Origin of the sequence: Aquibacillus kalidii, from assembly GCF_014280935.1 — a bacterium.
Classification (GTDB): domain Bacteria; phylum Bacillota; class Bacilli; order Bacillales; family Amphibacillaceae; genus Aquibacillus_D; species Aquibacillus_D kalidii.
Genome location: NZ_JACLZI010000036.1, coordinates 339,155 through 365,152 on the forward strand (window position 1 = coordinate 339,155; position 25,998 = coordinate 365,152).

Consider the following 25,998-nt stretch of genomic DNA (forward strand, 5'->3'; position numbering starts at 1 on the left):
ATCCTCTAGCCCGATTCCTTTTTAATTGAATTAATTTAACATTTGGTTAGTCAACGATCATTTTCCATGATAAACTTTAGTAATTGTTTGCTATTCGCTAAGTAGGAACCCGTTACATAACCTTCCTCCTATGGATCATTACTAACTAGCTTAACCCATTTTCATACGACTAACACAACATAAGGAGGGGTATTATTGACAAAATTCAAAGATTATCATATTAACATTAAAATAAGAATTGTACAAATCTTTCTAGCAGACATGGTTTCAGGAGCCATCTTCCCATTTATGGCTATTTATTTCTCACAATATTTTGGAGCAAAGTTAACAGGCATCTTACTACTATTAAACATTGTTATAGGGATGGTTGCAGGAATGTATGGTGGTTACTATGCTGATCTAATGGGTAGAAAAAAACTAATGGTTATTGCCGGAATTATAAGGATGTTTGCTTTTATTATCATGGCACTTGTAAATTCTCCATTATTGATTTCTCCCAGTATAACTTTTCTAATGGCACTGATTGTTGGAGCATCTTTTGGTTTAGATGGTCCTGCCGCCGACGCCATGCTCATAGATATAACAAAACCGAAGGAACGAAAAGGTGTCTATTCTCTTATTTATTGGAGCTTTAATCTTGCCTTTGCAATCGGTGGTGTAATAGGTGCTTTATCTTTCAAACATCATCTTTTTGAGCTACTAATTGTCTTAGCCATAACGAGTATCTTGTCCAACATTTTAGTTATTTTCTTCATTAAAGAAACGTTTGAAAAAAAAGAACAAGATCTTCAAATGCAACAGAAGAATGTTTTCTTTAATATGGTAGATAGTTATAAAGAGGTTGCAGGCGATAAAGTATTTCTATATTTTGTGCTAGCTGGTCTTCTAATCCAATCGATTGAAAATCAGATGGAGAATTATATTGGCATAAGGTTAAATGAAGATATTCCCGTTCAATCTATTTTATCTTTTCACATTTCTGGGGTCGAAATGTTAGGTTTTTTAAAAACAGAAAATACAATTCTTGTCGTTTTACTCACTGTTTTCATTACAAGGTGGGTATCTAAATTAAAAGAAGACCGGACATATTTACTATCGATATTAATATTTACAGTTGGTTATGTGGCCATCAGTTATTTGAACAATATTTGGCTGTTATTTTTCTTTATGGTAATTGCAACAGTCGGTGAACTGATGAGGGTACCAATCCAACAGGACTTCCTTGCAAGTATCCCTACCGATGATAAGAGAAGCTCCTATATGGCGGTAAATAGTTTAGTTTTTCACGGCTCGATGATGATAAGTTCCGTATTTGTTTCGTTGGGGGCGATCTTTAACAAAGAAACCATGTCTCTGTTAATACTAGTTACCGGACTTTCTGGGATGTTGATTATAAAAAAAATATTACCAGATTTAGAAAAAAGAAGGTCCCAACAAGAAACAACATAAAAAGAATCAACTGCTCTAAAAGAGACAGTTGATTCTTTTTATTCTTTATTCAACATCTACATAATGTTCTTTAACAATATCTGCACAACGATCACAAAGTTCTGGATAATCCTGATTAGACCCTACTGTCTCTGACGCAACCCAACAGCGTTCACATCTCTCAGCATCGTGTTTTTCTACATGAACATATACTTGTTCATATTCCTTAGCACCCTCAGCAGCGTCCACAATATCAGCTTCAGAAACAATTAATAATTGATGTAAATCTTCTATTCCAGCTAAAAGTTCTTTAACATTGTTATCTTTCGCAACAACTTTCAAACTAGCTTCCAAAGATTTACCAATCACTTTATTAGCACGAGCTTCTTCTAGTGCCTTTAGAATATCGTCACGAACATTCATGAACAAATTCCATTTGTCTGTAAGTTCTTTTTCGCCGTCAATTTCTCTTACTTCTGGCATATCTGTCAATTGAACATTCTTAGCCTCTACTCCTGGAATATAACCCCAAATTTCATCAGCAGTATGGGAAAGAATTGGTGACAATAATTTAACTAAATTAGTAACAATTTCATAATAAACCGTTTGGATACTACGACGTCTGCTACTGTCTTTCCCCTCAATATAAAGAATGTCTTTTGCAAAATCTAAATAGAAAGAGCTTAAGTCAATCGAACAGAAATTATGAATAGTATGATAGATCGTAGAGAATTCATAATTGTCATATGCATACCTTACTTTAGCAATAAGACCTTGCAATTGAACTAACATGTAACGATCTACCTCTTGTAAATCTTGATCTGCTACCTTGTTTTGTTTAGGATCAAAGTCGTGTAAATTACCTAACATAAAGCGGAAAGTATTACGAATTTTACGATACCCTTCTGAGGTTTGTTTTATAATATCATCCGAAATTCTAACATCTGCCTGGTAATCCACCGACGCAACCCATAAACGAAGGATATCAGCACCGTATTGCTTCATAATTTTTGAAGGTACAACGACGTTTCCAACTGATTTACTCATTTTTCGGCCTTGGCCATCTAAAGCAAATCCATGACTGATCACATTTTCGTATGGTGCTTTTCCAGTCACAGCTACTGCTGTTGAAATAGAAGAGTTAAACCAACCACGATATTGGTCAGAACCTTCTAAATAAACATCTGCAGGACGTCTTAACTCTGGACGTTCCTCTAGCACACCTTGGTGTGAAGAACCTGAATCAAACCACACATCCATAATATCTGTTTCTTTCGTAAAGGTTCCATTTGGACTGTGTTCTGATTGGAAACCTTCAGGTAATAAATCCTTTGTGTCCCATTCAAACCAAATATTAGACCCATGTTCGCGGAACAAATTGGATACGTGTGTTATTGTTTCATCTGTAATAATTGGTGTTCTGTCTTCTCCATAAAATACCGGAATTGGTACACCCCATGTACGTTGACGAGAAATACACCAATCTTCACGGTCACGAACCATGTTGTATAACCTTGTTTCACCCCATTTTGGATACCAATTAATTCTGTTTACTTCTTTCATGATATCTTCACGGAAGTCCTTAATCGATGCGAACCATTGATTGGTTGCGCGGAAGATAGTTGGTTTCTTCGTTCTCCAGTCGTGTGGATAGGAATGCGTGATAAATTCTAGTTTTAACAATGCACCAACTTCTTCAAGCTTTTGCGTAATTTCTTTATTAGCAGCATCATAAAATAAACCTTCATAGCCCGGCGCTTCTTCAGTGAATACACCTTTTTCATCTACAGGGCACAAAACATCTAGTCCATAACGTTTACCGACGAAGAAGTCATCTTCCCCGTGACCAGGTGCTGTGTGTACAAGACCAGTACCACTCTCAGTTGTTACATGTTCCCCGTTAATAATTAAGGAATCACGATCATAAATTGGATGTTTGGCAACTAAGCGATCTGCTTCCTTACCCTTAAATGTTTTAAGTACCTCAGTAGATTCCCATTCTAATACTTCTGTTACTTTACCTAACATATCGTTAGCAACAATATACTTGTTATCTTGTACTTTAACGACTGCATATTCTAAATCTGGATGTAAAGAGATTGCAAGGTTAGCTGGAATTGTCCATGGAGTTGTCGTCCAAATGATGAACTTCTCGTCTCCATCAAGTAAATCGCGCCCTTCTTTCACATCAAACGCCACGTAAATCGATGCAGAACGTTTATCTTGGTACTCAATCTCAGCTTCTGCTAAAGCAGATTCTGATGAAGGAGACCAGTAAACAGGCTTTAGTCCTTTATAGATATAACCTTTTTTAGCCATTTCTCCAAAAACCTGGATTTGTGCTGCTTCGTAATCTTTCGTTAAAGTAATATAAGGATTTTCCCAATCCCCTCTTACTCCCAACTGCTTAAACTGAGTTCGTTGGTTGTCTACTTGTTTCAATGCATATTCTGCACATTTCCGTCTAAATTCCGCAACAGACATTTTTTTACGGTCAACCTTTTTCTTTGCAAGTGCTGATTCAATCGGTAATCCGTGTGTATCCCAACCTGGTACATATGGAGCGTGAAAGCCTGCCATTGATTTATATCGAACGATAAAGTCCTTCAATACTTTATTCAATGCATGCCCCATATGAATATCACCATTTGCATACGGAGGGCCATCATGTAAAATAAATAAAGGTCTACCTTCTGTTCTTTGTTGTACTTGACCGTAAATGTCTTCTTCATCCCATTTTTCTTGAAGCTTTGGTTCCTTGTTTGGTAGATTTCCTCGCATTGGGAATTCTGTTTCTGGCATCAGTAACGTTTTCTTGTAATCCATTCAACTTCCTCCTTATGATCCTATGTTCATGACTATTTACATACAGGCTGTGTTAATTTTTTAAGTAAACAAAAAGAGCCCTTCTATCCCAAAAGGGACGAGAAGGACTCGCGGTACCACCCTTATAGATTTAACATAATGTAAAATCCACTTGAGATTCGTAACGTGAATAAAACGTCCATGTCTACTGAGAAAAAATCGGTTCAAAATGGATACTTAAGGGTGATTTTCCAATCATAGTTTGCACTAGGCTTACACCGTCCCCAGTTCGCTTGGCCATCTACTCTGATTGTACTGTCCCTCGCCATGTATTTAATCAAATCATTAAATTTTTGGTTAAATTTAACCCGAAATCGAGTTTTACTTATGTTAATGAATTATATGTAAAATTCCGATAAACGTCAAGGTTTAATAATTTTTTTGTACTTCTTTTTCCAAATCGATGTCTGAACCTAACTCTGTATCGAACAAACCATCCCAATCGTCATTTTCAACTAAGTCTAACTGAGCTTCAACCAACATTTTTAAACGCGTACGGAAAACCTTTGCTTGTTTTTTTAATTCTTCGACTTCAATAGAGATTCTTCGAGACTTTTGCAATGCTTCATTAATGATTCTATCTGCATTTTTCTCCGCCTCTTTAATAATTAGCTTAGACTCCTTGGTAGCATTCCCCTTAACTTCTTCTGCTGTTTCCTGTGCAATTAAGATAGATTTATTTAAGGTAGATTCAATATTAGAAAAATGTCCAAGTCTTTCATTTAGTTGTTCTACTTGTTCTTTTAATTCTTTTCTCTCACGTATCACTAATTCATAATCTTTAATGACTTGATCTAAAAATTCATTTACCTCATCTTCATCATAGCCTCTGAATCCTCGTGTAAATTCTTTGTTGTGAATATCTAATGGTGTTAATGGCACTTTGGCCACCTCCTTAAAGATGTGAAATTATTCGGTTACTTCTAGTATATAACCATTTCGACATAAAACAATCAATTCCTCCAAAAAACGTACAAATTATTTTAATTTTTCATAAGTAACCTTCCATTTATCCTTTTTGGATAATCCATGAATCTCTGATAATTTGCTTCTTCCTTTGCCACGCATCGATAATAAGTCACCCGGTTCAATTTTAAAGGAAGGGTTATCTACCAATTGAAAATTCACTTTTACTAACCCTTTTTGGATAGCACTAACTGCATTTTGCCTGGAAATGTTATAAATCTCTTTTAAAACAGCATCTAACCTTAAAGATGAAACAGTAGTATGTTCCGCAATCCAGGCTTCTTTTTTCTCTAATTGTTTATCAAAGGATTGTTCTTCGAATGTAACACTTGCTTTTTTTATATCTGTTAAATTCATTTTAATGTAGGATACAAGCTCAGATGAAACAATAATTTGAATTGTACCATCTGCTACTAGTAAATCCCCCATCTTTTTTCTTTTAATTCCTGTAGATAGAAATGCCCCAAGGACATCACGGTGTTCTAGTGAAATAAATTTAGTAGGGTAAGTGGCTTCCAGCAGTTCCGTTTCAAAGTCATTCACCGTAATCGTTTCGTAAAATGGTGCTAATATTGCACGCTTACGCTCCGTTTCTTCATTACCGCCAAAGAAATGTAATTGCATATCTGAATCTTTGCCAATAATCGTTGCAAAAATTGTCTGTTCTCTTGGATTTAAGAAATCTGTTAATTTAGGTTGAAAATAACGTTCAACCTCATCCTTCCACGAAAGAATTTGATCGATGAAAGGATGTTCTTCTTTTCTAAAATGCTGATAAATATCCATATATATCACCTTTAAGTATAAACTTTAACTATTGGTAGGACTTTCAAAGACATATACTATTCATTACTTCCAATAATATGAAAAAACTTGGCACTGGCCAAGTTTTTATTACAACTATTAGAACATATTAGGTAAAACCCTTATTCCAGTAGTCGCAAACTGAAGAACTAAAAGTCCAACAATTGGCGAAATATCAATCATACCACCAATTGGCGGAATAATTTTACGAAATGGTTCCAAATAAGGCTCACAAATACTTTCTAAAAATCGTCCAATAGATGACTCCCTAGCCCCTGGGAACCAAGACATTAATATATAGATGATTAGTGCAAAGCTATATATTTCAATAACGTTCTCTAAGATTCCAAATACTATATACATGCTGTTTTACCACCCTTTGTCTATGTCTTCCTCTAGCATCTCAGTAATATTACCAGATACATCAACATTATCTGGTGTACATAAAAACGTTTTCGTACCTAGCTTCTGAATAGTACCAGATAAAGCATATACAGTTCCACTCAGGAAATCCACGATATGTCTAGCATCATTATGGTCAACTCGTTGAAGATTAATAACTATGGAACGTCGATTAATGATATGATCTGCAATTTCTTGAGCTTCATTAAAAGAACTAGGTTCACACAAAACAACTTTTGAAGTAGTTTGTACTGATTTGAGACTTACTACATTCTGTTTTTTATCTCGCCTTGATGGTGTTGAGGGAATATCTAATTCTGGCTGTTCTTGCTCATGTTCCTCAATATACTCGTACTCATCTTCTACTGAGAAGAATGTTCTAAATTTGTTTTTCAAACTCACTTTTATCACCTCTATTTTTCAGACCCTACTAAGTTAGATCCGATTCGAATATGTGTCGCACCTTCCTCAATCGCAATTGTATAATCATTACTCATCCCCATTGATAAGTAATCACATGGAGCATGGTCATAGTTTTTGTCACGAATTTCATCACGAAGCCTACGCAATCCGCTGAAAGTATTCCGAATAATTTGTTGCTCCTCTACATGAGGAGCCATTGTCATCAAACCAACAATCTTAATGTTTTCATATCGCTTTAGGTCTTCTACAAAGTTATGTACTTGCTCAACGTTGATACCGTGCTTTGATTCTTCTCCACTCACATTTACTTGGATAAAGCATGAAATAGGATTATCTGAACGTTTATTTATCTCTTTTGCTAAGGATATCCTATCTAAAGAATGAATGTAATCAATACCATGAATAACATCCTTCACCTTTCTTGATTGAAGGGAACCTATGAAATGCCATGTTGCCTGGTTGCTAAGTTCTTGATACTTTTCCAGGAATCCTTCCATACGATTTTCACCAAGATTTGTAATTCCCGATTCGACTGCCTCTTTGGCACGTTCTATCGTAACATACTTTGTTACACCTATAATGGTAATATCTTCTTCATTTCTATTTGCACGGTTGCATGCTTGTTGTATTTTCTGACGGATTAATTGTAAATTAGCTTGTACATTCATTGGAGCTAAAGCCTCCTTTCTAGGACTTAACTGTGTAACCTATAAAGCCGAGCATTCGACCAGTTTTCCCTAAGTCGCCTCGATGGGAGAAAAATTTATCATCCGTATATGTGCAGTAGCTAGATACGGATATATTCTCAGGCAATACCCCAACTTTCTTTAAGTACATTTGATTAAGCGTCTTTAAATCTAGTAAGTAATTGCCATTTTCTTTCTGTCTTACTACTTTCGTTATAAATTCTCTTTCAATATTATCTATCACCTTTTGATCAACTTCATAAACATGTTCTCCGATACAAGGGCCGATAAGTACTTTAATATTATTTAAATTAGCTCCTGATCTCACGAGATTTGCAACCATTTCTTCAGCTATCCCCCCAACTGAACCTCGCCAGCCTGCGTGGGCAATTCCAATCCACATGGAATTTGGATCGTAAAAGAATAAAGGGACACAGTCTGCAAACAATGCTGCACATAACACTTCAGGCTTATTTGTAATTAATCCATCAACACCTTGTATCGTGTTGTCGTGACTCACTGATCCTCTACCTAAATCAGCCTCTTCAATGATTTTAATCGTTGTACTATGGATTTGTTCTCCAATCACCCATCTCTCTATTGGAAAAGAGAGCAACGAAGCTAATTGTTTTCTGTTTGATAAAACCAAAGTTGGATCATCAGGTACATGAAACCCTAAATTAAAGGAATCAAATGGAGGGTTACTCACGCCTCCATTCCGGGTGGTAAATCCCACCGTAACTTTTATTTTTGAATTTTGTTGGTCCCAGTCTCTAACAAGTAATATTGATTCGTGCTCTATTGATTCAAAGGGTTCCAATATCCACCCTCCTAGTATTTTTCACCATTTTACCACATTTCTCCGTTCATTTCTTGTAATTCCCTATCAATTTTGGTCTGAATCTGTAAATAATCGTGGATTATTCCCTTTTCGAACTAAAATGACATCTGATCCAATTGTAACAATATTGTTCCAAGGAACCGTTATTTCCTCCTCTTTCCCAAAAATACCCATTACTTTTCCTTTTGTTCCGATAATAAGAGAAAGTACTTGGCCTTTATCAACATCAATATCCAAGTCTGTGATGTTTCCTAGCTTCCTACCATCTTCAACCATTATAATATCTTTTATTTGTAATTCTGAAAGAGTTATCATAACTAACACCTACCTTTTGTACTAATATATGCACGAAATTAGTTATCTTTCTTTTTCTTAGCAATCCTTTCAAAAAAATTGATTTTATATTTTTTATAAGTAATTTTGCTTACATCATAATGTATAAAATGCATCATTACTATGATTTAGTTTCTGCTATGGCAGAAGAGCATATTAGAGATGAACCCTAACTGAGTTCCTGCCCTTGGAAAATTGAGAATTCTACTGGAAAAGAGTATGAACACATAACCCTATAAGATGGACTAACCTAATCACTATAATTTAGTCATAAATAAACACCCCCAAAGTTAGATTTTCAGTCTAACTTTGGGGGTGCAGTACCATATAGGTCCTTTCTTTATTCAAACATTTCTTTGTTCATTTCTTGGATAGCTGCTTTTTCTAATCGTGATACTTGCGCTTGGGAAATACCAATTTCTTCAGCTACCTCCATTTGCGTCTTACCTTGGAAAAATCGCTTATTAAGGATCATCTTTTCTCGTTCGTTTAACCGATGCATCCCTTCTTTTAACGATAACATATCCAACCAATTGGAATCTTTGTCATTCTCATCACTTAATTGATCCATTACAAATATTGGATCTCCTCCGTCATTATATATTGGTTCAAATAAGGAGACAGGATCCTGAATAGCATCCATTGCAAAAACAATATCTGAATGAGGAATGTCCATTTCTTTTGCTATTTCCATTGGTGTTGGATCCTTAGATGTTTTACTAATTAATTTTTCTCTTACCTGTAATGCTTTGTAAGCAATATCTCTTAATGAACGAGAAACTCTTATAGGATTGTTATCTCTTAAGTACCTTCTAATTTCACCAATAATCATAGGAACAGCGTAGGTTGAAAATTTAACATTTTGACCTAAATCGAAATTATCAATCGATTTCATCAATCCAATACAGCCAACCTGAAATAAATCATCACCATATTCACCGCGATTATTAAAACGTTGAATAACACTTAGAACAAGCCGCAAATTACCATTAACTAACTGTTCCCTAGCTGATATGTCACCTTCTTGCATCTGCCTAAACAACTTTCGCATTTCTTCATTTTTTAATACAGGTAATTTTGATGTATCTACTCCGCAAATTTCTACCTTATGTCTTGTCATGTTCTACCCTCCCGGTTGGAGTTGCTATTCATGGAACAGTATCACCATTTGGGAGAGATTTTATGCAGAGTAAATCTTTACACCTGTATCAAATCATTCGGATAAATCCGTCTATTATTAGGGTTAAACCATTTTATTAAATTCTTTTTTTAATCGACGAATTATCTTTTTTTCCAATCTCGAAATGTAGGATTGGGATATGCCTAACATGTCTGCAACATCTTTTTGTGTTTTTTCTTCATCACCAATTAAACCAAATCGTAACTCCATAATCTGTTTTTCTCGATCATTTAGTTGCTCTAAGGCTTTCATTAATAAATTCTTATCAACGTCTGCTTCAATATCTTTAATAGTCACATCGTCATCGGTACCCAAGACATCTGATAATAACAATTCATTTCCATCCCAATCAATATTCAACGGCTCATCAAATGAGATTTCAGACTTAAGTTTGTTATTTTTTCTTAGATACATTAAAATTTCATTTTCAATACATCTTGATGCATAAGTTGCCAATTTAATTTTCTTTTCAGGGTTAAATGTATTAATTGCCTTAATAAGCCCTATCGTTCCTATGCTTATTAAGTCTTCGATATTAATGCCTGTATTTTCAAATTTTCTTGCTATATATACTACTAAACGTAAATTTCTCTCTATCAACATTGCTCTGGCAGCTTTATCCCCTACTGGTAGTCTTTTTAGAAGTTCAGCTTCCTCATCCTTAGACAATGGAGGAGGCAATGCTTCACTCCCACCTATGTAATAAATCTCCTCTGTTTTGAAACCTAATTTTATTAAGATTTTGTACCACCATAATTGGATTTTCAACTTCCATTTTTTCATCTGTTCATCTCTCCTTCATCTAGTATTAATTTTCTTATGCAGAAGTTGCCACCGAATATTTAAAAATTTGTGGATGTAATAAACAATGATAACTACTATCTGAAGATAGTTCACCAAATTGTAGACCGATTAATATTTTATTAGTAGAAATTTGTTTTCCTTCGTAGTTTACTAGAATAAGATCAGGTTTTAACACAATCATGAAGGTACGGTTCCCATCCACTCCTTGATAAGGAACAATATGAATGTTTTCTTCCCATTTACTTGGTAAAGAATCGAACATTAGATTTTCTTGCGCATCTTTCATCAAGTGCCAATCCTCTTCGGAGAACCAATTACTCATAAATAGTTGATCACATATCACTACTGGTTTTCGTGATAACGGGTCTACTAGCTGATTTCCACTGTCTATATAGCCAGTAGTTACATGTGTTTCACCTAATAGTTGAATACTAACCTCATATAAGTGATCGTACCGGAAATTTTCTAGCATTTGCTTGTCCATCCTTGACTTTGTAAAAAACCATATAATTGGAAATCCTATTCCAACAAATAACCAACTTATCTGATCACCGTATCCTGTTTGGAAGGTTAATATCCCACTATTAGATGCAACCATTTGTTGTCCTAAAAAGAAATGTAAAGCTATTAATCCACCCCCAAGAGCAAATGAAACAAAATAAAAAGATAACAGTTTTTTTAAAAACTGACGTAAGTTCTTAAATCCAAACGCTGTTAATACAATAAAGAGCGAGTACACTCCTTTCCCGAAAGGTGTTGTTATTAATGTTTCTGGAAGAAATAAAGTGATAGGAACCAGTATTGAAGCAATAAAGGCTCCAAAAAAAACTCTCAGATGCCTAGAGTTATCTCTAGTTATAAATTGAGTCAAAAGCAATATCATCCAATCTAATAAAATATTTAATATCCATATTGCATCTAAATAAATAGTCACTTTTTTCTTCCTTTCAAACACTAAGGTAAGGATTTGTTGCTAGTATAGCTAATATAACTTCAGAAGTCTGTCACATTTTGTGACTCAACGACTACTAATTTTCAGAAGTTATTAGTTAATTTGTCATTTAATTTTTCAAGTAATTTACTTGATAGTTTTTTCGACACCTATTAGTGTGCATGTTAAGCAGTGAAATTCCTAATGATATTTTTTGATAAGAAGATATAAATAAAAAACACAAACTCACTGAAACCGCGAGAGGAGTTAACAACACTCGCCACGTAAAGCTTAAGCCTTATTGATAGAGTGAAATTAATGAATTAGTAACGAGAAGTGAAGTATCGTGTAATAAGAATAACTTTTCGAAACCTACAATGAAATTATTAGTTTTAAGTATTATTTGTTCGTTTATTTAATTATCCAAATAAAATTCCATTAAAAAAAGCAGATGATTAATCATCTGCTTTAACTCGAATATTATCTTCTTCTATTTCTATTTCTTAAGAAAGTTGGTATATCCAAAGTATCTTCATCTTTAGATTTTGGTTGAGTAGATGCAACTGTTTCTCTTACACCTTCTTCACGCCTTCTTTCACTTTGTTGAGGTTTACTATTACTTGCATTATTCACTACTGGTCTTTGCTTAGGCTGCGCTTTAGCAAGTTGAGCTTCGTCAAATCCTGTAGCAATTACAGTTACAACTATTTCATCTTTTAAGTCCTCATTTACTACAGAACCGAAAATAACATTAACTTCTTGGTCAGCGGCAGAAGTAACTATATCTGCAGCTTCTTGGACTTCATATAGACTTAAGTTAGTTCCACCAGTAATATTCATTAATACACCATGCGCTCCATCAATAGACGTTTCTAATAGTGGAGAAGAAATTGCTTTCTTAGCGGCTTCTGTTGCTCTATTTTCTCCAGTAGCAATACCGATTCCCATTAATGCAGAACCCTTATCTGACATAATTGTCTTAACATCAGCAAAGTCAACGTTAATTAAACCAGGTGTTGCAATCAAATCAGAAATACCTTGAACACCTTGACGTAATACGTTGTCTGCTTCGCGGAATGCTTCAAGCATTGGCGTGTTTTTATCAACGATTTCTAATAAACGATCATTAGGAATAACAATTAGTGTATCTACGCTGCTCTTTAGACCATCAATACCAGAGACTGCTTGTGTGGAACGTTTGCGGCCTTCAAATGAAAACGGGCGTGTTACGACACCAACTGTTAAAGCGCCAAGTTCTTTTGCTACTTGTGCGATTACTGGTGCAGCACCTGTTCCAGTTCCTCCACCCATACCTGCAGTAACAAAAACCATGTCAGCACCTTTTAACACTTCTTCTAACTGTTCTTTACTTTCTTCAGCAGCCTTGCGTCCAACCTCAGGATTTGCTCCTGCTCCTAATCCTCGAGTTAATTTTGTTCCAATTTGCATTTTCACTTCAGCTTTAGATAAATTCAAAGCTTGAGCATCTGTATTAACAGCAATAAATTCTACGCCTTGAACTCCGTGTTCAATCATTCGATTTACTGCGTTACTACCGCCCCCACCTACACCGATTACCTTAATCGATGCAAGTTGATCCATATTTGTATCAAACTCTAACATTTTCGTTCCTCCTAATTTGCAAGTTTACAAGATTCATTGAAGTTATAGTTAATTTCTGTTAGAGGATGTCCAAAAAGCTACAGAATATCGTTTTAACAGCTACTTAAGTACCATTTCTAGCAGCCTGTACCATTCCTCTATCAACGAAACGAATAGTCATTCATTCCCTATCTATTCTAGATGATATTAATCAAAGAAATATTTAAATAGGTTAGCAATACCAGACTCTTTCTTTTTGGTTGGAGTAGTAGATTCTTTCTGCTTGACTACGCGCTTGGTTTTTGTAGGTTGTGTAGCTTGAGCTTCTCTAATTGTAACAGCATCAGAAATTTCTTTTCCCTGTATTTTCGCATTCCGATAGGCAAATTTCAAGATGCCAACACCTGAAGTAAATTGGGGTTCTCTTACTCCAATATAATCCGGGATAGCGATTCTTACATTGCTATAGAAAAGGTCTTGTGCTAACTCTAAAGCTCCAGGCATACTCATACATCCACCTGTTAAGACATAACCACCTGCTAGCTCTTGATATCCCATCTTTCTAATCTCTCTCTCAGAAAATGCGTAAATTTCTTCTAATCTCGCTTCAATCATATCAGATATTTCCAATTGGTTAAACGTCTGTTTCTTATTACTACCAATTATTGTTGCTTCAAACGTTTCCTCTTCTCTAGCATCATCAAAAAAAGCATGTCCATGATTTAATTTAACATCTTCCGCCTCTTCTGATGTAGTACGAAGACCAATAGATAAATCTTTTGTTATGTTGTCTCCACCAAGTGGGACAACACGTGTAGATACTAAGTGATCATTTTCAAATACAGACACTGTCGTGCTTCCACCACCAACATCAATAAGGGCTACTCCTAGGTTCTTTTCATCTTTAGATAAAGCTACTGAACCTGTTGCTAATGGTTGAAGACAAATATCAAGCACCTCTAAATTTGCTCTTTCAACGCATTTCAATACATTATGTAGCATTGTTTTAGCACAAGTAATAATTGTGCCTTCCATTTCTAAGCGAACACCAATCATTCCTCTTGGGTCATTAATTTCATCTAAACCATCCACAATAAATTGTTTTGGTATTACATCTATTACCTCACGCTCAGGAGGAATTGAAATAACTTGAGCAGCGTCAATAACACGTTTTATATCTTCGTTGCCAATTTCTCTGTTTTCACTGGATACAGCTACCACTCCATGGCAAGGTTGGAGTTGAATGTGATTTCCATTTATCCCAACAATTACGCGGTCTATTTGAATATCAACCATTCTTTCTGCTTGTTCCACAGCTGTTCGGATTGAGTGAACCGTTTGGTCTATATCTACAATGGCACCTTTCTTCATTCCGTTGGACTTTGCAGTACCAACTCCTATAATATTTAAGGAATCATTGAGAACTTCACCTATAATTACTTTTATTTTTGATGTACCTATATCCAGGCTGACTAAAATTTCATTGTTGTTCAAAGAGGCACCTCCTATTTTCGGCATCTGAATAGTACAAATATTATCGAATATTCACCTGAATTACAATCTATTTTCAATAATATCTATCAGTTTCTAAAAATTACTAATTTTCATCATACCAAACTGACTTTAAAACTTATAATAAAAAACCCTCAAATAACAATATTCAACACAAAACGACGATTTCCTTTAATTTGCTCGGATTTTTTTACATTTCCACATTTTTTTGCTTTTTGTCGATTAACACTCTTCTAATTATAGCGATATTTTGAAAGAGTCTCACACCAAAAGCAAATACAGCAGCTAGGTATAAATCAACACCTAACTGGACTCCCAAAAATGCCAAGAGTGCAGCTAAGATTATATTAAAGAAAAAGCCTGTCAGAAATACTTTTTCATTAAACAGCCCTTCTAAGTGAGCTCTAATACCACCGAAGATCGTATCTAAGGCAGCTAATACTGCAATGGATAAATAATTAGAGTATTGATCTGGTACTGTAATATCCGTCATTAATCCTAATGATAAACCAACTATTAAACACAGTGCCGGTAACCACATTATCATTCACCTGCTTCTGCTTGTTCTTTTACTTTAATTCCTTCCAGGTCCACTACTCCTTCATAGCCTGGCAGAACCAACCCATTTTTAATCTCTGCACTTAAACTAAGATCTTCTATTGCAAAGTAGTCCTTTGACTCACTAACTTGCACATAATCTAATAAACGCTTTGGGTTTGGCGACAACACTTTAAGCTTAAGAGGAATTCCTGGAAGTGCATGATTATTAACATATGTTTTTCCATTTACGTATCGAATCGGCGTTAAATTGATTATTCGCTCATTTTCTATTGCAATATCCTCAGCTCCATAGGTATTTAACTCATTGATTAGGCGATTCAGTAAATCCGGGGTTATAGAAGGGTAGGACTCCACTCTTTCAGACTCATTCTCAAAGAGTGGTTCAATAGTTATTAACAGTCCCTTTCCCTTTTTTTCAGTAAGACCTGCTTTTTCCTTCAACACCTCAGTAGACTCTTTTAGTGTATTCAGTTGCTCTTGCTCAGATTTTTCAGAGTACTCTTCTAATATTCTTTCTGATTCCGTAATTTGATTATACAGAAGGAGTTGTTTCTTTTGTTCTGTTTGTAATTGCTTTCTAATTTCCCACACATCTCTAGTCTCTCGAATATCTGGTTTTTGTGTCGATTGAAATTGTATTGCGATCATAAACCCCGTCAATACACAAACAAAGGAAATAAGAGCTTTTCTTTTAAACTTCAATAATATCACCTTTCTAGCTAATCCTTGCTTTCATCTCAATCGTATCTTTTTTTTCCATCTCGACATCAATTTGATCATTCACTAATATATCAATAACTCCATTTGTTAAATTTAAACTGACATTTAAAGTATCTGAATCTCCTATTGCCGCTATGGTAAATGGAGCAGGGTGTTGCACACCATCTACAGAAATAACGGGCCCAACACATGATATGTAGCTATCGTGAAAAATTCTTTGCCCATTAATGGAAATGGCTTTTGCACCTGCACTATATAATTCATTTATCACCAATTGAATATGACGGTCATGAACCATATATTGATTTGCATTTTCCTCGGTAGGAATGTAGGAAGCATCACTTAGAGTTAGCTTTACTCCCTCTCCCTGAATAGGTAATTCACCAACAAGCATTTGAAGCTCTTTTTTATCTTCAACAAACTCTCCAATATTTGTTTGCTGCTGACCAAGCTCTTCTTCTAACTCTTGGACTTGTCGGCGATTCTTATTTAATTGTTGACGTAACTCAATGTTCTTTGCCTCTAAATCGAGCAATTGTTGTCGGTAGTAGTAATCTTTTTCCCATTCTTGATCAGAGATTTGAACTACTCTCGTTTCTGTTTGTGTGTACTGATAACTAAAAGAGATCAGAAACCCAAAGACTAGTAGGACTAAAGACAACACTACATGTCTACCCCTGAATTTCATTTTGACTCTCCTTCGGTTCTGTTACTTCTTTGTCATACGGATCAAAAACTGCTCCTCCATCACCAATCCGGATAATCCCTTCACTTTTAGGGTCTAATTGGGAAACAATAGAAGGATAAGCGCGAATCGCTTTTGCAAAATTCCGAATCGAGGCATCCACCTCAAAACCATCATTCATATATACGCGTATTTTATACGGATTCCCTTCTGTTGGATTCCATTGGATTTCAGAAACAATCGCAACAACGGTTCGTGGCAAACGCTCTAATTCTATGGTTAGTTCCTGAAGATAGGTATCTTTTTCAAAGTTGGTGATCAATGGTGCATCACCCTTTAACGACGTTAATGGCTTGGAGTCTAATCTTGTCCCATTCTCTAATAGTTGGTAGTACTTCCCATCCTGTTTCACATACCCTACAATATGGTATTCTTTTACTGCGACATTAATAGTAGTAGGAAATGTCTTAGATACAGTGACAGACTTGATCTCAGGGTGTTTTTCTATTTGCTTTTTTACTTGTTTAATATTTACGCTCCAAAAATTATCTTCACTCGTTATCTCACTTAAATCTCTAATTGCCTTATCTTCTAAGTAGTAATTTCCAGAAACCTTTACCTCATGTACATGACTTAGGGAAGATTGCAAATAGATAACAATAAAAATTAATGTGAAGAATATGGATAAATAAAAGATCAATCGCCTGTTTGCTTTTTTCTTTCTAGCCTGTTTTAGTTTCGGTATTCTATCTTCTATCGATACAACGTTTTTTTGACTCATCTCCTATTTCTTCCCTTTTACAAAATTAAATTAGGTTTATAAGGTTTTCCAAACCTATTATCTAATAGTATTACTATGAAATAACGAAACGGCATACATGGATGCCGTTAATTGGAACTAATAATAAAATTATATCATATTTTATAGTCACTCGTATTCGATTTCTGTTGAAGTTATGCTAATTTTTTAGAAAAAAATAAAATCAGTTAGTCCACCGAAGTGAATCAACTGATTTATAAATAGTCAATGTAAAAAATATTGTTTTATTAGAGATTTTACAATCTCGCATATCTGCTTATGTTCAGCAAGATACCAATGGAACATAATGTCAATGTTAAGGAAGAACCACCATAACTTAAAAATGGTAACGTAATCCCAGTAACAGGTATTAAACCAATTACGACACTGATGTTAATCATAACTTGGATACATACCATACCAACTATGCCTAGACCTAATAAACTTCCATACGTATCAGGTGCTGCTAGCGATACTCTAATGCCTCTCCAAAGTAAAAGTAAGAACAACATCAATACAAATGTTCCACCAAGAAAACCTAATTCTTCAGAAATAATTGCAAAAATAAAATCATTATGTGGTTCTGGTAAATAGAAAAACTTCTGTAGACTTTGTCCTAATCCCATTCCCATCAGCCCACCAGGACCAATAGCATACAAAGATTGGATAATTTGAAACCCATTCCCTAGTGGATCCTCCCATGGATTTAAGAATGCAGTTATTCTGTTAATTCGATACGGAGCTGAAGCAATCAGTGCTAGAAACCCTAGAATACCAAGAGTGCCTAGCCCGACAAAGTGGCTTATTTTTGCTCCTGATACAAAGATCATCACCATACAAGTTAGAACTAGGACTACACCTGTACCCAAATCTGGCTGTAGCATAATTAAACCAAAAGCAACAAATACTAATAGTAAAGAAGGCATAAATCCTTTCTTAAAAGAAGTAATATACTTTTGATTTGTAGCTAGGTAAGTAGAAAGGAAAATGATTAATCCTAGCTTCATAAACTCAGCTGGTTGGATACTAAATGCTCCAACACCTATCCAACTTCTAGCTCCACCTCTAACCATCCCTACTCCTGGAATCAGTACGGCAATAAGAAGTAGAAAACAAACAAACAAGATAACTTTTGCATACTTCCTCCAAGTTAGATAAGGAATATTTGCGATAACAAACATAGCAATAACCCCAGTTGTAGCGAATAGTAATTGCCTCTTCGCAAAATAAAAGGAGTCATTGAATTTGTAATCCGCCCAGATAGCTGATGCACTATACACCATTACTATTCCGACAAGTAATAGTGAAAAAATCGCGATAACCAATAGCATATCTGGTGCACTCTGTGAAGACTTCTGTTTTGTTCTGAACAAAAAAACACCCCATTTCCAAATACATAGGAACGTGGGGCTGTAGAAGAACTTGTCCAATTCATTCTACGTTAGTAGAAAACAATAGGAAAGTCCTTCTTATCTAATTTATTGCTATATAGATAAAACAAGCCCCTACTTTAATGTATGCACAGCATTCATAAACATGTCTCCTCTTTCCTCAAAAGTGCGATATTGATCCCAACTCGCACAAGCAGGTGACAGTAAAATAACATCATCTTTTTCGGATATGTTATATGCACTTTGCACGGCATGTTTTACATTATCGACGAAATGTATTGAATTTATTCCTGCCATTTGAGCAGTTTTTTCTAACTTAGGTGCTGTTTCACCAAACAAAACCATCGCTTTAACGTTACTCAAATAGGGAATTAATTCATCAAAATCGTTCCCTCTATCCAATCCTCCTGCAAGGAGGATTGTTGGTTGGTTAAAAGCAGCAAGAGCTTTTGAAGTAGCCAGAATGTTTGTAGCTTTTGAATCGTTATAAAATAATCGATCATCAATACTATCAACAAATTGAAGCCTATGCTTTACACCTGTAAAGGTTGTTAACACTTGAGTTATACCTTCTATAGTAGCACCTTGTAACTTTGCTGCCGACACAGCTGCCAAGATATTTTCTAAATTGTGTTTGCCTACTAAAGCAATTTTTCTTAGTTCTATTATTTTTTCAGACATAAAATATAAATTGTCGTCATCACACCACGCCCCGCTTGTTTGCTTTTTCGTACTAAAAGGCACTTTAGTGGCATGAGCAAATTGGACTAGTTCAGAAACATCATCATCATCCGCATTATAGACTAAATAGTCATCCTTCGTTTGATTCCTGAAAATGTTCGCTTTTGCATGACTATAATGTTCAAAAGTTTTATGGTAGTCTAAGTGAGCTTCGAATAGATTGAGCAGGACAGAAATATTCGGCTTAAATTTTTCTATACCGAGCAACTGAAATGATGACAACTCCATTACCATCACTTCATCTTTCTTCAAATTTTCAGCTACTTCTGTAGCTACATTGCCAATATTACCTGCAAGCTGTACTTCTTGACCACTGTGTCTAATCATTTCATAAATAAGTGTTGAAGTAGTTGTTTTTCCATTTGATCCCGTAATACCAACTATAGGACTTTGCACTAACAACCCTGCAAGTTCCACTTCCGTAATAATCGGTATCCCCAGTTTTTCTGCTTCTGCTATCACTATATTTTCATAAGGTATCCCTGGATTTTTCACTACAATCTCAATACCATCCAAAACATTAAGTGGATGGTTACCTACTATCACTTCAATATTAGCATTTTCCAGTTCTTGTACAACTGGATCATTTTGTTTTGTTTTAAAGTCATTAACCCTTACTTTCTTGCCACTTCTTGCTAGTAATTTAGCGGCAACAGTACCACTTTTAGCTAGACCTAAAACTAATACAGAATGGTAAGAAAAATCATCTAATTTATTCAAAGTATCCACACCTCAATATACACGCCAAGCGCTGCAAAAATTAATCCAACTAACCAAAATGTTGTTACAACTCGCCATTCGGACCATCCCATTAGTTCATAATGATGATGTAAAGGGCTCATTTTGAAAACTCTTTTTCCAGTCGTCTTAAATGAAATAACTTGAATAATTACCGATAACGTTTCTAATACAAAAACTCCACCGATAATAATTAAAAGAATTTCTAATTTAGTTAAAATTGCTACTGCAGCTATCGAACCTCCGAGGGCAAGAGAACCTGTATCCCCCATAAAAACCTTTGCAGGATGCGCGTTAAACACCAAGAACCCAAGCAAAGCTCCAACAACAGCTAAACAGAAGATAGTCACCTCAAATTGCGGATAACCATACCAAGCCAATATGCCAAAAGCTCCAAATGCTATTGCAGCAGTTCCAGCTAGAAGGCCATCTAAACCATCTGTTAAATTTACTGCATTCGATGAACCTACTAACATGAAAATAATCAATAATGCGTAACCCCATCCTAAATCCCACTGGATGCTCGTTCCTGGAATTTGAATATATGTTGGAAAGTCTTTTAACCGCAACACAATATAAAAAATAATAGAAATAATGACTTGGCCTATCATCTTTTGTCTAGATGTTAATCCTAAATTACGTTTTAGTACTACTTTTATAAAGTCATCCAAAAATCCCAATAGACCGTACCCTAACAAAACCAACAATAAAAGTAATACTTCAAAGCTTAGTGAGCTATTGTTGAATTTGCTAGTCATTATAAGTGTTGTTACGGCAACACTTAATAAAATCATTATGCCCCCCATTGTTGGAGTACCCATTTTCTTCATATGAGACTTCGGACCTTCTTCTCTTATACTCTGTCCAAACTTAAGTCTTCTCAAAAAAGGAATAAAAATAGGTGATATAAGGACGGTAATCAAAAATGCTATTGCCATAGTAATTGCTAATACGTATTCATTCATTTTACTTCCTCCTTTAGTTCATTTACCCGTCCGTCATTCTTATAAAAGGTGCAAAGGCTCGTTCCCCTAAATTTTATCTATATAGGAAATTATAAATTTGATCTTCTTCTAGTTGAAAGTGGTTCGCTATCTTAATCGCAAAAGCTACTTGCTTAGGCCCATAGCCTTCTGGGATTTTGTATTGTTTCACTCCACTACTCTCTCGCATAAGTAACTTATTTAGATCACATTCAATATGTATCCTATTAACAGGATCGAAACCAATCGACACAATTATGTCATTATAATTCAATCCATTAAATACAACAAGATCTCCGTCAATAATCCCTTTGCCGTTTTGTTTTATATTAGATAATAGCTCAACACTAGTTTGTGCAAATTCATTAACAGCACTATGGTAGTTGTTTTCTATTTGGCCAAAATCTGTCATTACAACTAAATCAATTCCTAACTTAGACAAACTCGACAATTCCAAAAGGTAGTCCACAGCAACATCTAGACAAAATACCTCGGTAGCCTTAGGCATAGTTAAAATGTTTGTTAACAATTCATCGTTACCTGTAATACGAGAAGTGCTATGAACACGATATGTTTCATTTAAAAGCGACACTGTCAATTCTTTAGTTTTTAAGTCATCTTTTCCAACAAAAACAATCGTGATAGGCCTTACTAGGTTAAGAAAATGTATAGCCAAGTCATGTAGCGCTTCTCTTGTATTAGGCACATAATATATAGGAAAGTCTGTAGGAATGAACCTTGGTAATGGATACTCCTTCTCCCAAATAGCTGCTATTGCACCATTATAAAATGCTTCTTCTAATGCTTCTTCTTTACCAGCTTGAGAACGTTCCACAGGTATGAATAATGCTTTATTTGTTGATTCCTTACTATTAATCGTTACTTCTTTGATTGGAAGGTTATCCTTAACTGCTCCTCTTGTATCTGGGAAAATATCAGTCAAAAAATTTGTAGTAAATAACAACCTATCCTCTCCTCATCATGTACTGGAATAGTCGGACATCAAAAAATCAATCTAATATATTTATTATTTTGTATTCTCTATCCAGATAGCTGCAACGGCCTTATCATCAAAATCAAGAACCTTATCACCAATAATTTGGTAGGTTTCATGACCTTTACCAGCAATTAAAACAATATCATCGTCTTTAGCTAACTGAATAGCATATGCGATCGCATCTTCCCTGTTTACTATTTGTTTATAATTACCTTCACTTAAATGACTTGTCATGTCCTTAAGAATAGCTTGAGGGTCTTCAGATCTAGGATTATCTGAAGTGAAAACAGCTTCATCTGCGTATTTTACGGCAATATCTGCCATTAAAGGTCGTTTCTTTTTATCTCGATCACCACCACAACCAACAACTACAAATACATTCCCTTTCGCAAAAGACTTAATTGTCGTAAGGACATTTTCTAATGAGTCTGGAGTATGGGCATAGTCCACCACCACACCGAATGATTGTCCTTTCACAACAGGCTCAAACCTGCCATTCACCCCTGTTGTAGACTCTAAAGCTTGTTTGATGACATTTAAAGGAACCCCGGCACATAAAGCTGCTCCAGTGGCAGCAAGCATATTATATACACTGAATTTTCCCATCAATTTACTGTTGATTGTTACTGTACCTTTATGTGTATGCATGTCAAAGTTAGAGCCATTGGCGTTTAAATGTAAGTTCTCAGCAGTGATATCTGCATCCGAGTTAATCCCATATGTGATAATAGGTTGAGCAGTACTCTTTGTTAATAAATGACTATGTACATCATCTGAATTAATTACAGCAAATTTTGGATTGTTCTTGTTGTAACTGTTTCCGAGTTGAGAAAACAATAAACTTTTTGCTCTTAGATAGTCATCCATGTCTTTATGATAGTCTAAATGATCTTGAGAAAGATTAGTAAATACTGCAATGTCAAAATCGCAACCATAAACCCTTCCCATGTCTAAAGCATGTGACGAAACTTCCATAAACGCTACTTTAACTTGTTCATCAACCATTTTTCTAAAACTACGCTGTAAAAATAGAGCGTCTGGTGTAGTGTTTTTAACCTCATAGCTATCCATCCCAATTTTCATTTGAATGGTTCCAATTAACCCAGTTTTCTGATTGTGAAAACGAAAAATTTCCTCTAGGAGGTAGGAAACGCTTGTTTTTCCGTTTGTTCCAGTAATACCAATTAGTGGAAGATCTTTTGTAGGTTCTTGAAAATAGAAGTTTGCCAACATGGAAATCGCCCTAGAGGAATCCCTCACTAGAATTACCGGAATAGACACATCTACCGGTTTTTCCGCAATAATGGCAACAGCACCTTTTGCTTCCGCTTGTTTGGCAAAGTCATGTCCATCCACAGTAAAACCACTAATACAAATAAACAAATCACCTTTAGATACTTGTCTGGAATCCATTTGCATTCCAGTAATCTCCACGGATCTTATATCTTTCGAAATCGTATAAACCTGTAATGACTCAATCAAATTACTTAGCTTCACTCTCACACATCCTAACATATCTCCGTTTACTTTATACTAATAAATAGAAAGGAACACTTCCCACTTCCATGAGAAAGTGTTCACTCAACCACTCTATTATAACAGATCTACTTTTTAGTGGGCATGACTATTATCATTTTCTTCTCCCACATCTTCTTCTCCAAAAAATAAGCGGATTGACTCACCCTCTTCAATTTTCACCCCTGGTTCAGGCGCTTGATCGATAACATAATCTCCTTCACCACTCGCTTCAATAGATATAGTCATCAAATACTGTTGTATTTCTTGTTTAGATAAACCACGTAAATCAGGTACTTCTACTAATGGTTTATCAGGCCATTGAACATCCTTTTCTAAACCGTCTGTCCTTTTTTCAACACCCAATGCCCGTAAGCTATCACCAATAATATTCCCGACTATAGGAGCCGCAACAACACCACCAAATTGGATTGTGTTTTTTGGATTGTCAATAGCAACGTAAACTACAATTTCCGGATCATCCGCAGGCGCAAAACCTATAAAAGATACAATATGGTTGTTTGCCATATACTTTCCGTCTTTCCCTACTTTTTGAGCAGTCCCCGTTTTACCACCAACTCGGTAGCCATCCACATAAGCTCCCTTACCACTTCCTTTTGCAACTACACTTTCAAGAGCTTTACGGATCTCTGCAGAGGTATCTTCTGAAATAACCCTATCTTTAAGGACTGGTTCCGTCTTTTCTAATACCTTTCCTGTAACAGAATCGACCCATTCATCTGCCACATATGGTTGGTATAAGTAACCACCATTAACTGCTGCAGAAACTGCCATAACTTGCTGGATCGGTGTAACAGAAACCCCTTGCCCAAAAGAAGTTGTTGCTAGTTCAACTGGACCAACTTGTTCTGGTTTAAACAGAATTCCTTTTGCTTCACCTTGTAAGTCAACTCCGGTTTTTGCACCAAAACCAAAATTATGGATATAAGAAAACAATTTATCTTCACCAAGCTCCTGACCTAGAGACACAAATCCTGGGTTACATGAATTTTGTACAACTTCTAAGTATGTTTGGTGCCCGTGCCCTCCACTCTTCCAACAATGAATGGTCGTACCATCGACGTTTATAGAGCCGTCATCATTAAACTCATCTTTTTCCAAATCAACCATACCTTCTTCTAAAGCCGCAGCAAGTGTAATGATCTTAAAGGTTGATCCTGGTTCATAGGTACTCCAGATAGGCAGATTACGATTGTAAATATCAGCATCAACACTTTGATAATTTTCTGGATTAAAGTTTGGGCGTGAAGACATCGCCAGGATTCCTCCAGTATCTGGGTCAACTGCAATTGCTAAAGCACCATCTGGATTATATTTCGACTCTGCAATATCAAGTTCTCTTTCAATAATAGTGTTGACTCTAGAATCAATAGTCAGTTTTAGGTTATTACCATCAACCGGTTCATCATACACATCTGCCATACTAGGCAGTCTTTTTCCCTTAGCATCTGAGAAAAATGAGAGACTCCCTTCTTCACCGCTTAGCTTTTCATCGTAATAAAGTTCTAGTCCCATTAACCCTTGATTATCAATCCCAGCAAAACCAAGTACATGTGATAAATCATCACCATTAGGGTAATGTCGTTTAGAATCCTCTGCAATATAGACGCCATCTAATCCTAATGTTTGAATCGCTTCCGCTTTTTCTTCAGAAATTTTTATCCCCTCAGGACGAATATCCACTATACTTGCAGATTTAGTTATAGTCTGATAAACCTCTTTGACAGGCATGTCCAGAATCTGCGCTAAGGCCTCAGAAACCTTCTGTGGATCCTTTATTTGCCTAGGAACTACTCTGACGGTGGGTGCAGATACGTTTTCCGCAAGAACTTCGCCATTCTTGTCCAAAATTTTACCTCGTTCTGGTTCAAAAATAATGTCTCGGCTCCAAGAAGCCTTAGCTTTTTCCATCAATTCATCGCCAATTACAAATTGTACGTAACCTAGACGAATTGCAATTATCCCAAATACTACAATTGCAAAAAGAAATACAGTGACTAATCGTTTTCTCATTGTTACATTGGATACACGTTTCATAGGACATCTCCTTACTTACAGATATGCTTGTAT

Annotated in this window: 24 protein-coding genes and 1 other annotated feature; of the genes, 1 reads left to right on the forward strand and 23 read right to left on the reverse strand. The window is 35.6% G+C overall.

What is annotated here, in order from left to right; genetic code table 11:
• Positions 1-195: 195 nt before the first annotated feature.
• Positions 196-1,449 (forward strand): MDR family MFS transporter, encoded by a 1,254-nt coding sequence (locus H7K77_RS09350; protein WP_186577536.1) that lies wholly within the window; start codon positions 196-198, stop codon positions 1,447-1,449.
• Between the two features lie 45 nt (positions 1,450-1,494).
• Here H7K77_RS09350 and ileS read toward each other — a convergent pair whose 3' ends face one another.
• The 23 genes from ileS to H7K77_RS09465 form a co-directional block, all read right to left on the reverse strand.
• On the reverse strand, positions 1,495-4,254 hold the full coding sequence (gene ileS, locus H7K77_RS09355; RefSeq protein ID WP_186577537.1) for an isoleucine--tRNA ligase: 2,760 nt from the start codon (positions 4,252-4,254) through the stop codon (positions 1,495-1,497).
• Between the two features lie 90 nt (positions 4,255-4,344).
• Positions 4,345-4,570 (reverse strand) — a binding site (T-box leader).
• 92 nt (positions 4,571-4,662) lie between these two features.
• The gene (locus tag H7K77_RS09360; protein ID WP_186577538.1) at positions 4,663-5,175 is read right to left on the reverse strand and encodes a DivIVA domain-containing protein; all 513 of its coding nucleotides are present in this window, start codon (positions 5,173-5,175) and stop codon (positions 4,663-4,665) included.
• 96 nt (positions 5,176-5,271) lie between these two features.
• Positions 5,272-6,045 carry a YlmH family RNA-binding protein gene (locus H7K77_RS09365; protein ID WP_186577539.1) on the reverse strand — a complete coding sequence of 258 codons (774 nt, stop codon included), beginning with the start codon at positions 6,043-6,045 and terminating at the stop codon, positions 5,272-5,274.
• 117 nt (positions 6,046-6,162) lie between these two features.
• Positions 6,163-6,426, reverse strand: coding sequence for a YggT family protein (locus H7K77_RS09370; protein ID WP_186577540.1), 264 nt, complete (start codon positions 6,424-6,426; stop codon positions 6,163-6,165).
• 6 nt (positions 6,427-6,432) lie between these two features.
• The gene (locus H7K77_RS09375; protein WP_186577541.1) at positions 6,433-6,867 is read right to left on the reverse strand and encodes a cell division protein SepF; all 435 of its coding nucleotides are present in this window, start codon (positions 6,865-6,867) and stop codon (positions 6,433-6,435) included.
• An 11-nt stretch (positions 6,868-6,878) separates the two neighbouring features.
• On the reverse strand, positions 6,879-7,556 hold the full coding sequence (locus H7K77_RS09380) for a YggS family pyridoxal phosphate-dependent enzyme (protein ID WP_186577542.1): 678 nt from the start codon (positions 7,554-7,556) through the stop codon (positions 6,879-6,881).
• A 19-nt stretch (positions 7,557-7,575) separates the two neighbouring features.
• Positions 7,576-8,394 (reverse strand): peptidoglycan editing factor PgeF, encoded by an 819-nt coding sequence (gene pgeF / locus H7K77_RS09385; RefSeq protein WP_222599285.1) that lies wholly within the window; start codon positions 8,392-8,394, stop codon positions 7,576-7,578.
• A gap of 66 nt (positions 8,395-8,460) precedes the next feature.
• On the reverse strand, positions 8,461-8,730 hold the full coding sequence (locus tag H7K77_RS09390) for a YlmC/YmxH family sporulation protein (RefSeq protein WP_186577543.1): 270 nt from the start codon (positions 8,728-8,730) through the stop codon (positions 8,461-8,463).
• Between the two features lie 358 nt (positions 8,731-9,088).
• Entirely contained in the window at positions 9,089-9,868 is a 780-nt protein-coding gene (gene sigG / locus H7K77_RS09395) for an RNA polymerase sporulation sigma factor SigG (protein ID WP_186577544.1), read from the reverse strand.
• Positions 9,869-9,991: 123 nt separating this feature from the next.
• The gene (gene sigE / locus H7K77_RS09400) at positions 9,992-10,711 is read right to left on the reverse strand and encodes an RNA polymerase sporulation sigma factor SigE (protein ID WP_186577545.1); all 720 of its coding nucleotides are present in this window, start codon (positions 10,709-10,711) and stop codon (positions 9,992-9,994) included.
• 34 nt (positions 10,712-10,745) lie between these two features.
• Positions 10,746-11,666 (reverse strand): sigma-E processing peptidase SpoIIGA, encoded by a 921-nt coding sequence (gene spoIIGA / locus H7K77_RS09405; protein WP_186577546.1) that lies wholly within the window; start codon positions 11,664-11,666, stop codon positions 10,746-10,748.
• A 477-nt stretch (positions 11,667-12,143) separates the two neighbouring features.
• The gene (ftsZ, locus tag H7K77_RS09410) at positions 12,144-13,286 is read right to left on the reverse strand and encodes a cell division protein FtsZ (RefSeq protein WP_186577547.1); all 1,143 of its coding nucleotides are present in this window, start codon (positions 13,284-13,286) and stop codon (positions 12,144-12,146) included.
• Positions 13,287-13,472: 186 nt separating this feature from the next.
• Positions 13,473-14,759: a cell division protein FtsA gene (gene ftsA / locus H7K77_RS09415; RefSeq protein WP_186577548.1), complete on the reverse strand. Its 1,287-nt coding sequence runs from the start codon at positions 14,757-14,759 to the stop codon at positions 13,473-13,475.
• A gap of 208 nt (positions 14,760-14,967) precedes the next feature.
• Positions 14,968-15,318 (reverse strand): small basic family protein, encoded by a 351-nt coding sequence (locus H7K77_RS09420; protein ID WP_186577549.1) that lies wholly within the window; start codon positions 15,316-15,318, stop codon positions 14,968-14,970.
• A gap of 2 nt (positions 15,319-15,320) precedes the next feature.
• Positions 15,321-16,040, reverse strand: coding sequence for a DUF881 domain-containing protein (locus H7K77_RS09425; protein WP_186577550.1), 720 nt, complete (start codon positions 16,038-16,040; stop codon positions 15,321-15,323).
• Positions 16,041-16,053: 13 nt separating this feature from the next.
• Positions 16,054-16,746: a DUF881 domain-containing protein gene (locus tag H7K77_RS09430; RefSeq protein WP_186577551.1), complete on the reverse strand. Its 693-nt coding sequence runs from the start codon at positions 16,744-16,746 to the stop codon at positions 16,054-16,056.
• On the reverse strand, positions 16,730-17,524 hold the full coding sequence (locus H7K77_RS09435; RefSeq protein WP_186577552.1) for a cell division protein FtsQ/DivIB: 795 nt from the start codon (positions 17,522-17,524) through the stop codon (positions 16,730-16,732). The genes H7K77_RS09430 and H7K77_RS09435 overlap by 17 nt, the downstream gene beginning before the upstream one ends.
• 275 nt (positions 17,525-17,799) lie before the next feature.
• Complete coding sequence (gene spoVE / locus H7K77_RS09440; RefSeq protein ID WP_186577697.1) at positions 17,800-18,873, reverse strand: stage V sporulation protein E; 1,074 nt, start codon at positions 18,871-18,873, stop codon at positions 17,800-17,802.
• 174 nt (positions 18,874-19,047) lie between these two features.
• The gene (gene murD / locus H7K77_RS09445) at positions 19,048-20,394 is read right to left on the reverse strand and encodes a UDP-N-acetylmuramoyl-L-alanine--D-glutamate ligase (RefSeq protein ID WP_186577553.1); all 1,347 of its coding nucleotides are present in this window, start codon (positions 20,392-20,394) and stop codon (positions 19,048-19,050) included.
• Positions 20,391-21,377 (reverse strand): phospho-N-acetylmuramoyl-pentapeptide-transferase, encoded by a 987-nt coding sequence (gene mraY, locus H7K77_RS09450; RefSeq protein WP_186577554.1) that lies wholly within the window; start codon positions 21,375-21,377, stop codon positions 20,391-20,393. Before mraY ends, murD begins: the two co-directional genes overlap by 4 nt.
• A gap of 73 nt (positions 21,378-21,450) precedes the next feature.
• Positions 21,451-22,338, reverse strand: a complete 888-nt coding sequence (locus tag H7K77_RS09455; protein WP_222599286.1) for a UDP-N-acetylmuramoyl-tripeptide--D-alanyl-D-alanine ligase — start codon at positions 22,336-22,338, stop codon at positions 21,451-21,453.
• A gap of 84 nt (positions 22,339-22,422) precedes the next feature.
• The gene (locus H7K77_RS09460; RefSeq protein WP_328701078.1) at positions 22,423-23,889 is read right to left on the reverse strand and encodes a UDP-N-acetylmuramoyl-L-alanyl-D-glutamate--2,6-diaminopimelate ligase; all 1,467 of its coding nucleotides are present in this window, start codon (positions 23,887-23,889) and stop codon (positions 22,423-22,425) included.
• A 114-nt stretch (positions 23,890-24,003) separates the two neighbouring features.
• Positions 24,004-25,965: a stage V sporulation protein D gene (locus H7K77_RS09465; protein WP_186577557.1), complete on the reverse strand. Its 1,962-nt coding sequence runs from the start codon at positions 25,963-25,965 to the stop codon at positions 24,004-24,006.
• Positions 25,966-25,998 lie beyond the last annotated feature (33 nt).

Bases quoted from the DNA above. Each gene is read 5' to 3' on its own strand.
- spoVE (WP_186577697.1), bottom strand. From the start codon at position 18,873: ATGCTATTGGTTATCGCGATTTTTTCACTATTACTTGTCGGAATAGTA.
- ileS (WP_186577537.1), bottom strand. From the start codon at position 4,254: ATGGATTACAAGAAAACGTTACTGATGCCAGAAACAGAATTCCCAATG.
- H7K77_RS09365 (WP_186577539.1), bottom strand. From the start codon at position 6,045: ATGGATATTTATCAGCATTTTAGAAAAGAAGAACATCCTTTCATCGAT.
- H7K77_RS09465 (WP_186577557.1), bottom strand. From the start codon at position 25,965: ATGAAACGTGTATCCAATGTAACAATGAGAAAACGATTAGTCACTGTA.
- H7K77_RS09380 (WP_186577542.1), bottom strand. From the start codon at position 7,556: ATGAATGTACAAGCTAATTTACAATTAATCCGTCAGAAAATACAACAA.
- H7K77_RS09370 (WP_186577540.1), bottom strand. From the start codon at position 6,426: ATGTATATAGTATTTGGAATCTTAGAGAACGTTATTGAAATATATAGC.
- ftsZ (WP_186577547.1), bottom strand. From the start codon at position 13,286: ATGTTAGAGTTTGATACAAATATGGATCAACTTGCATCGATTAAGGTA.
- mraY (WP_186577554.1), bottom strand. From the start codon at position 21,377: ATGAATGAATACGTATTAGCAATTACTATGGCAATAGCATTTTTGATT.
- H7K77_RS09435 (WP_186577552.1), bottom strand. From the start codon at position 17,524: ATGAGTCAAAAAAACGTTGTATCGATAGAAGATAGAATACCGAAACTA.
- H7K77_RS09390 (WP_186577543.1), bottom strand. From the start codon at position 8,730: ATGATAACTCTTTCAGAATTACAAATAAAAGATATTATAATGGTTGAA.
- H7K77_RS09430 (WP_186577551.1), bottom strand. From the start codon at position 16,746: ATGAAATTCAGGGGTAGACATGTAGTGTTGTCTTTAGTCCTACTAGTC.
- sigG (WP_186577544.1), bottom strand. From the start codon at position 9,868: ATGACAAGACATAAGGTAGAAATTTGCGGAGTAGATACATCAAAATTA.
- sigE (WP_186577545.1), bottom strand. From the start codon at position 10,711: ATGAAAAAATGGAAGTTGAAAATCCAATTATGGTGGTACAAAATCTTA.
- H7K77_RS09420 (WP_186577549.1), bottom strand. From the start codon at position 15,318: ATGTGGTTACCGGCACTGTGTTTAATAGTTGGTTTATCATTAGGATTA.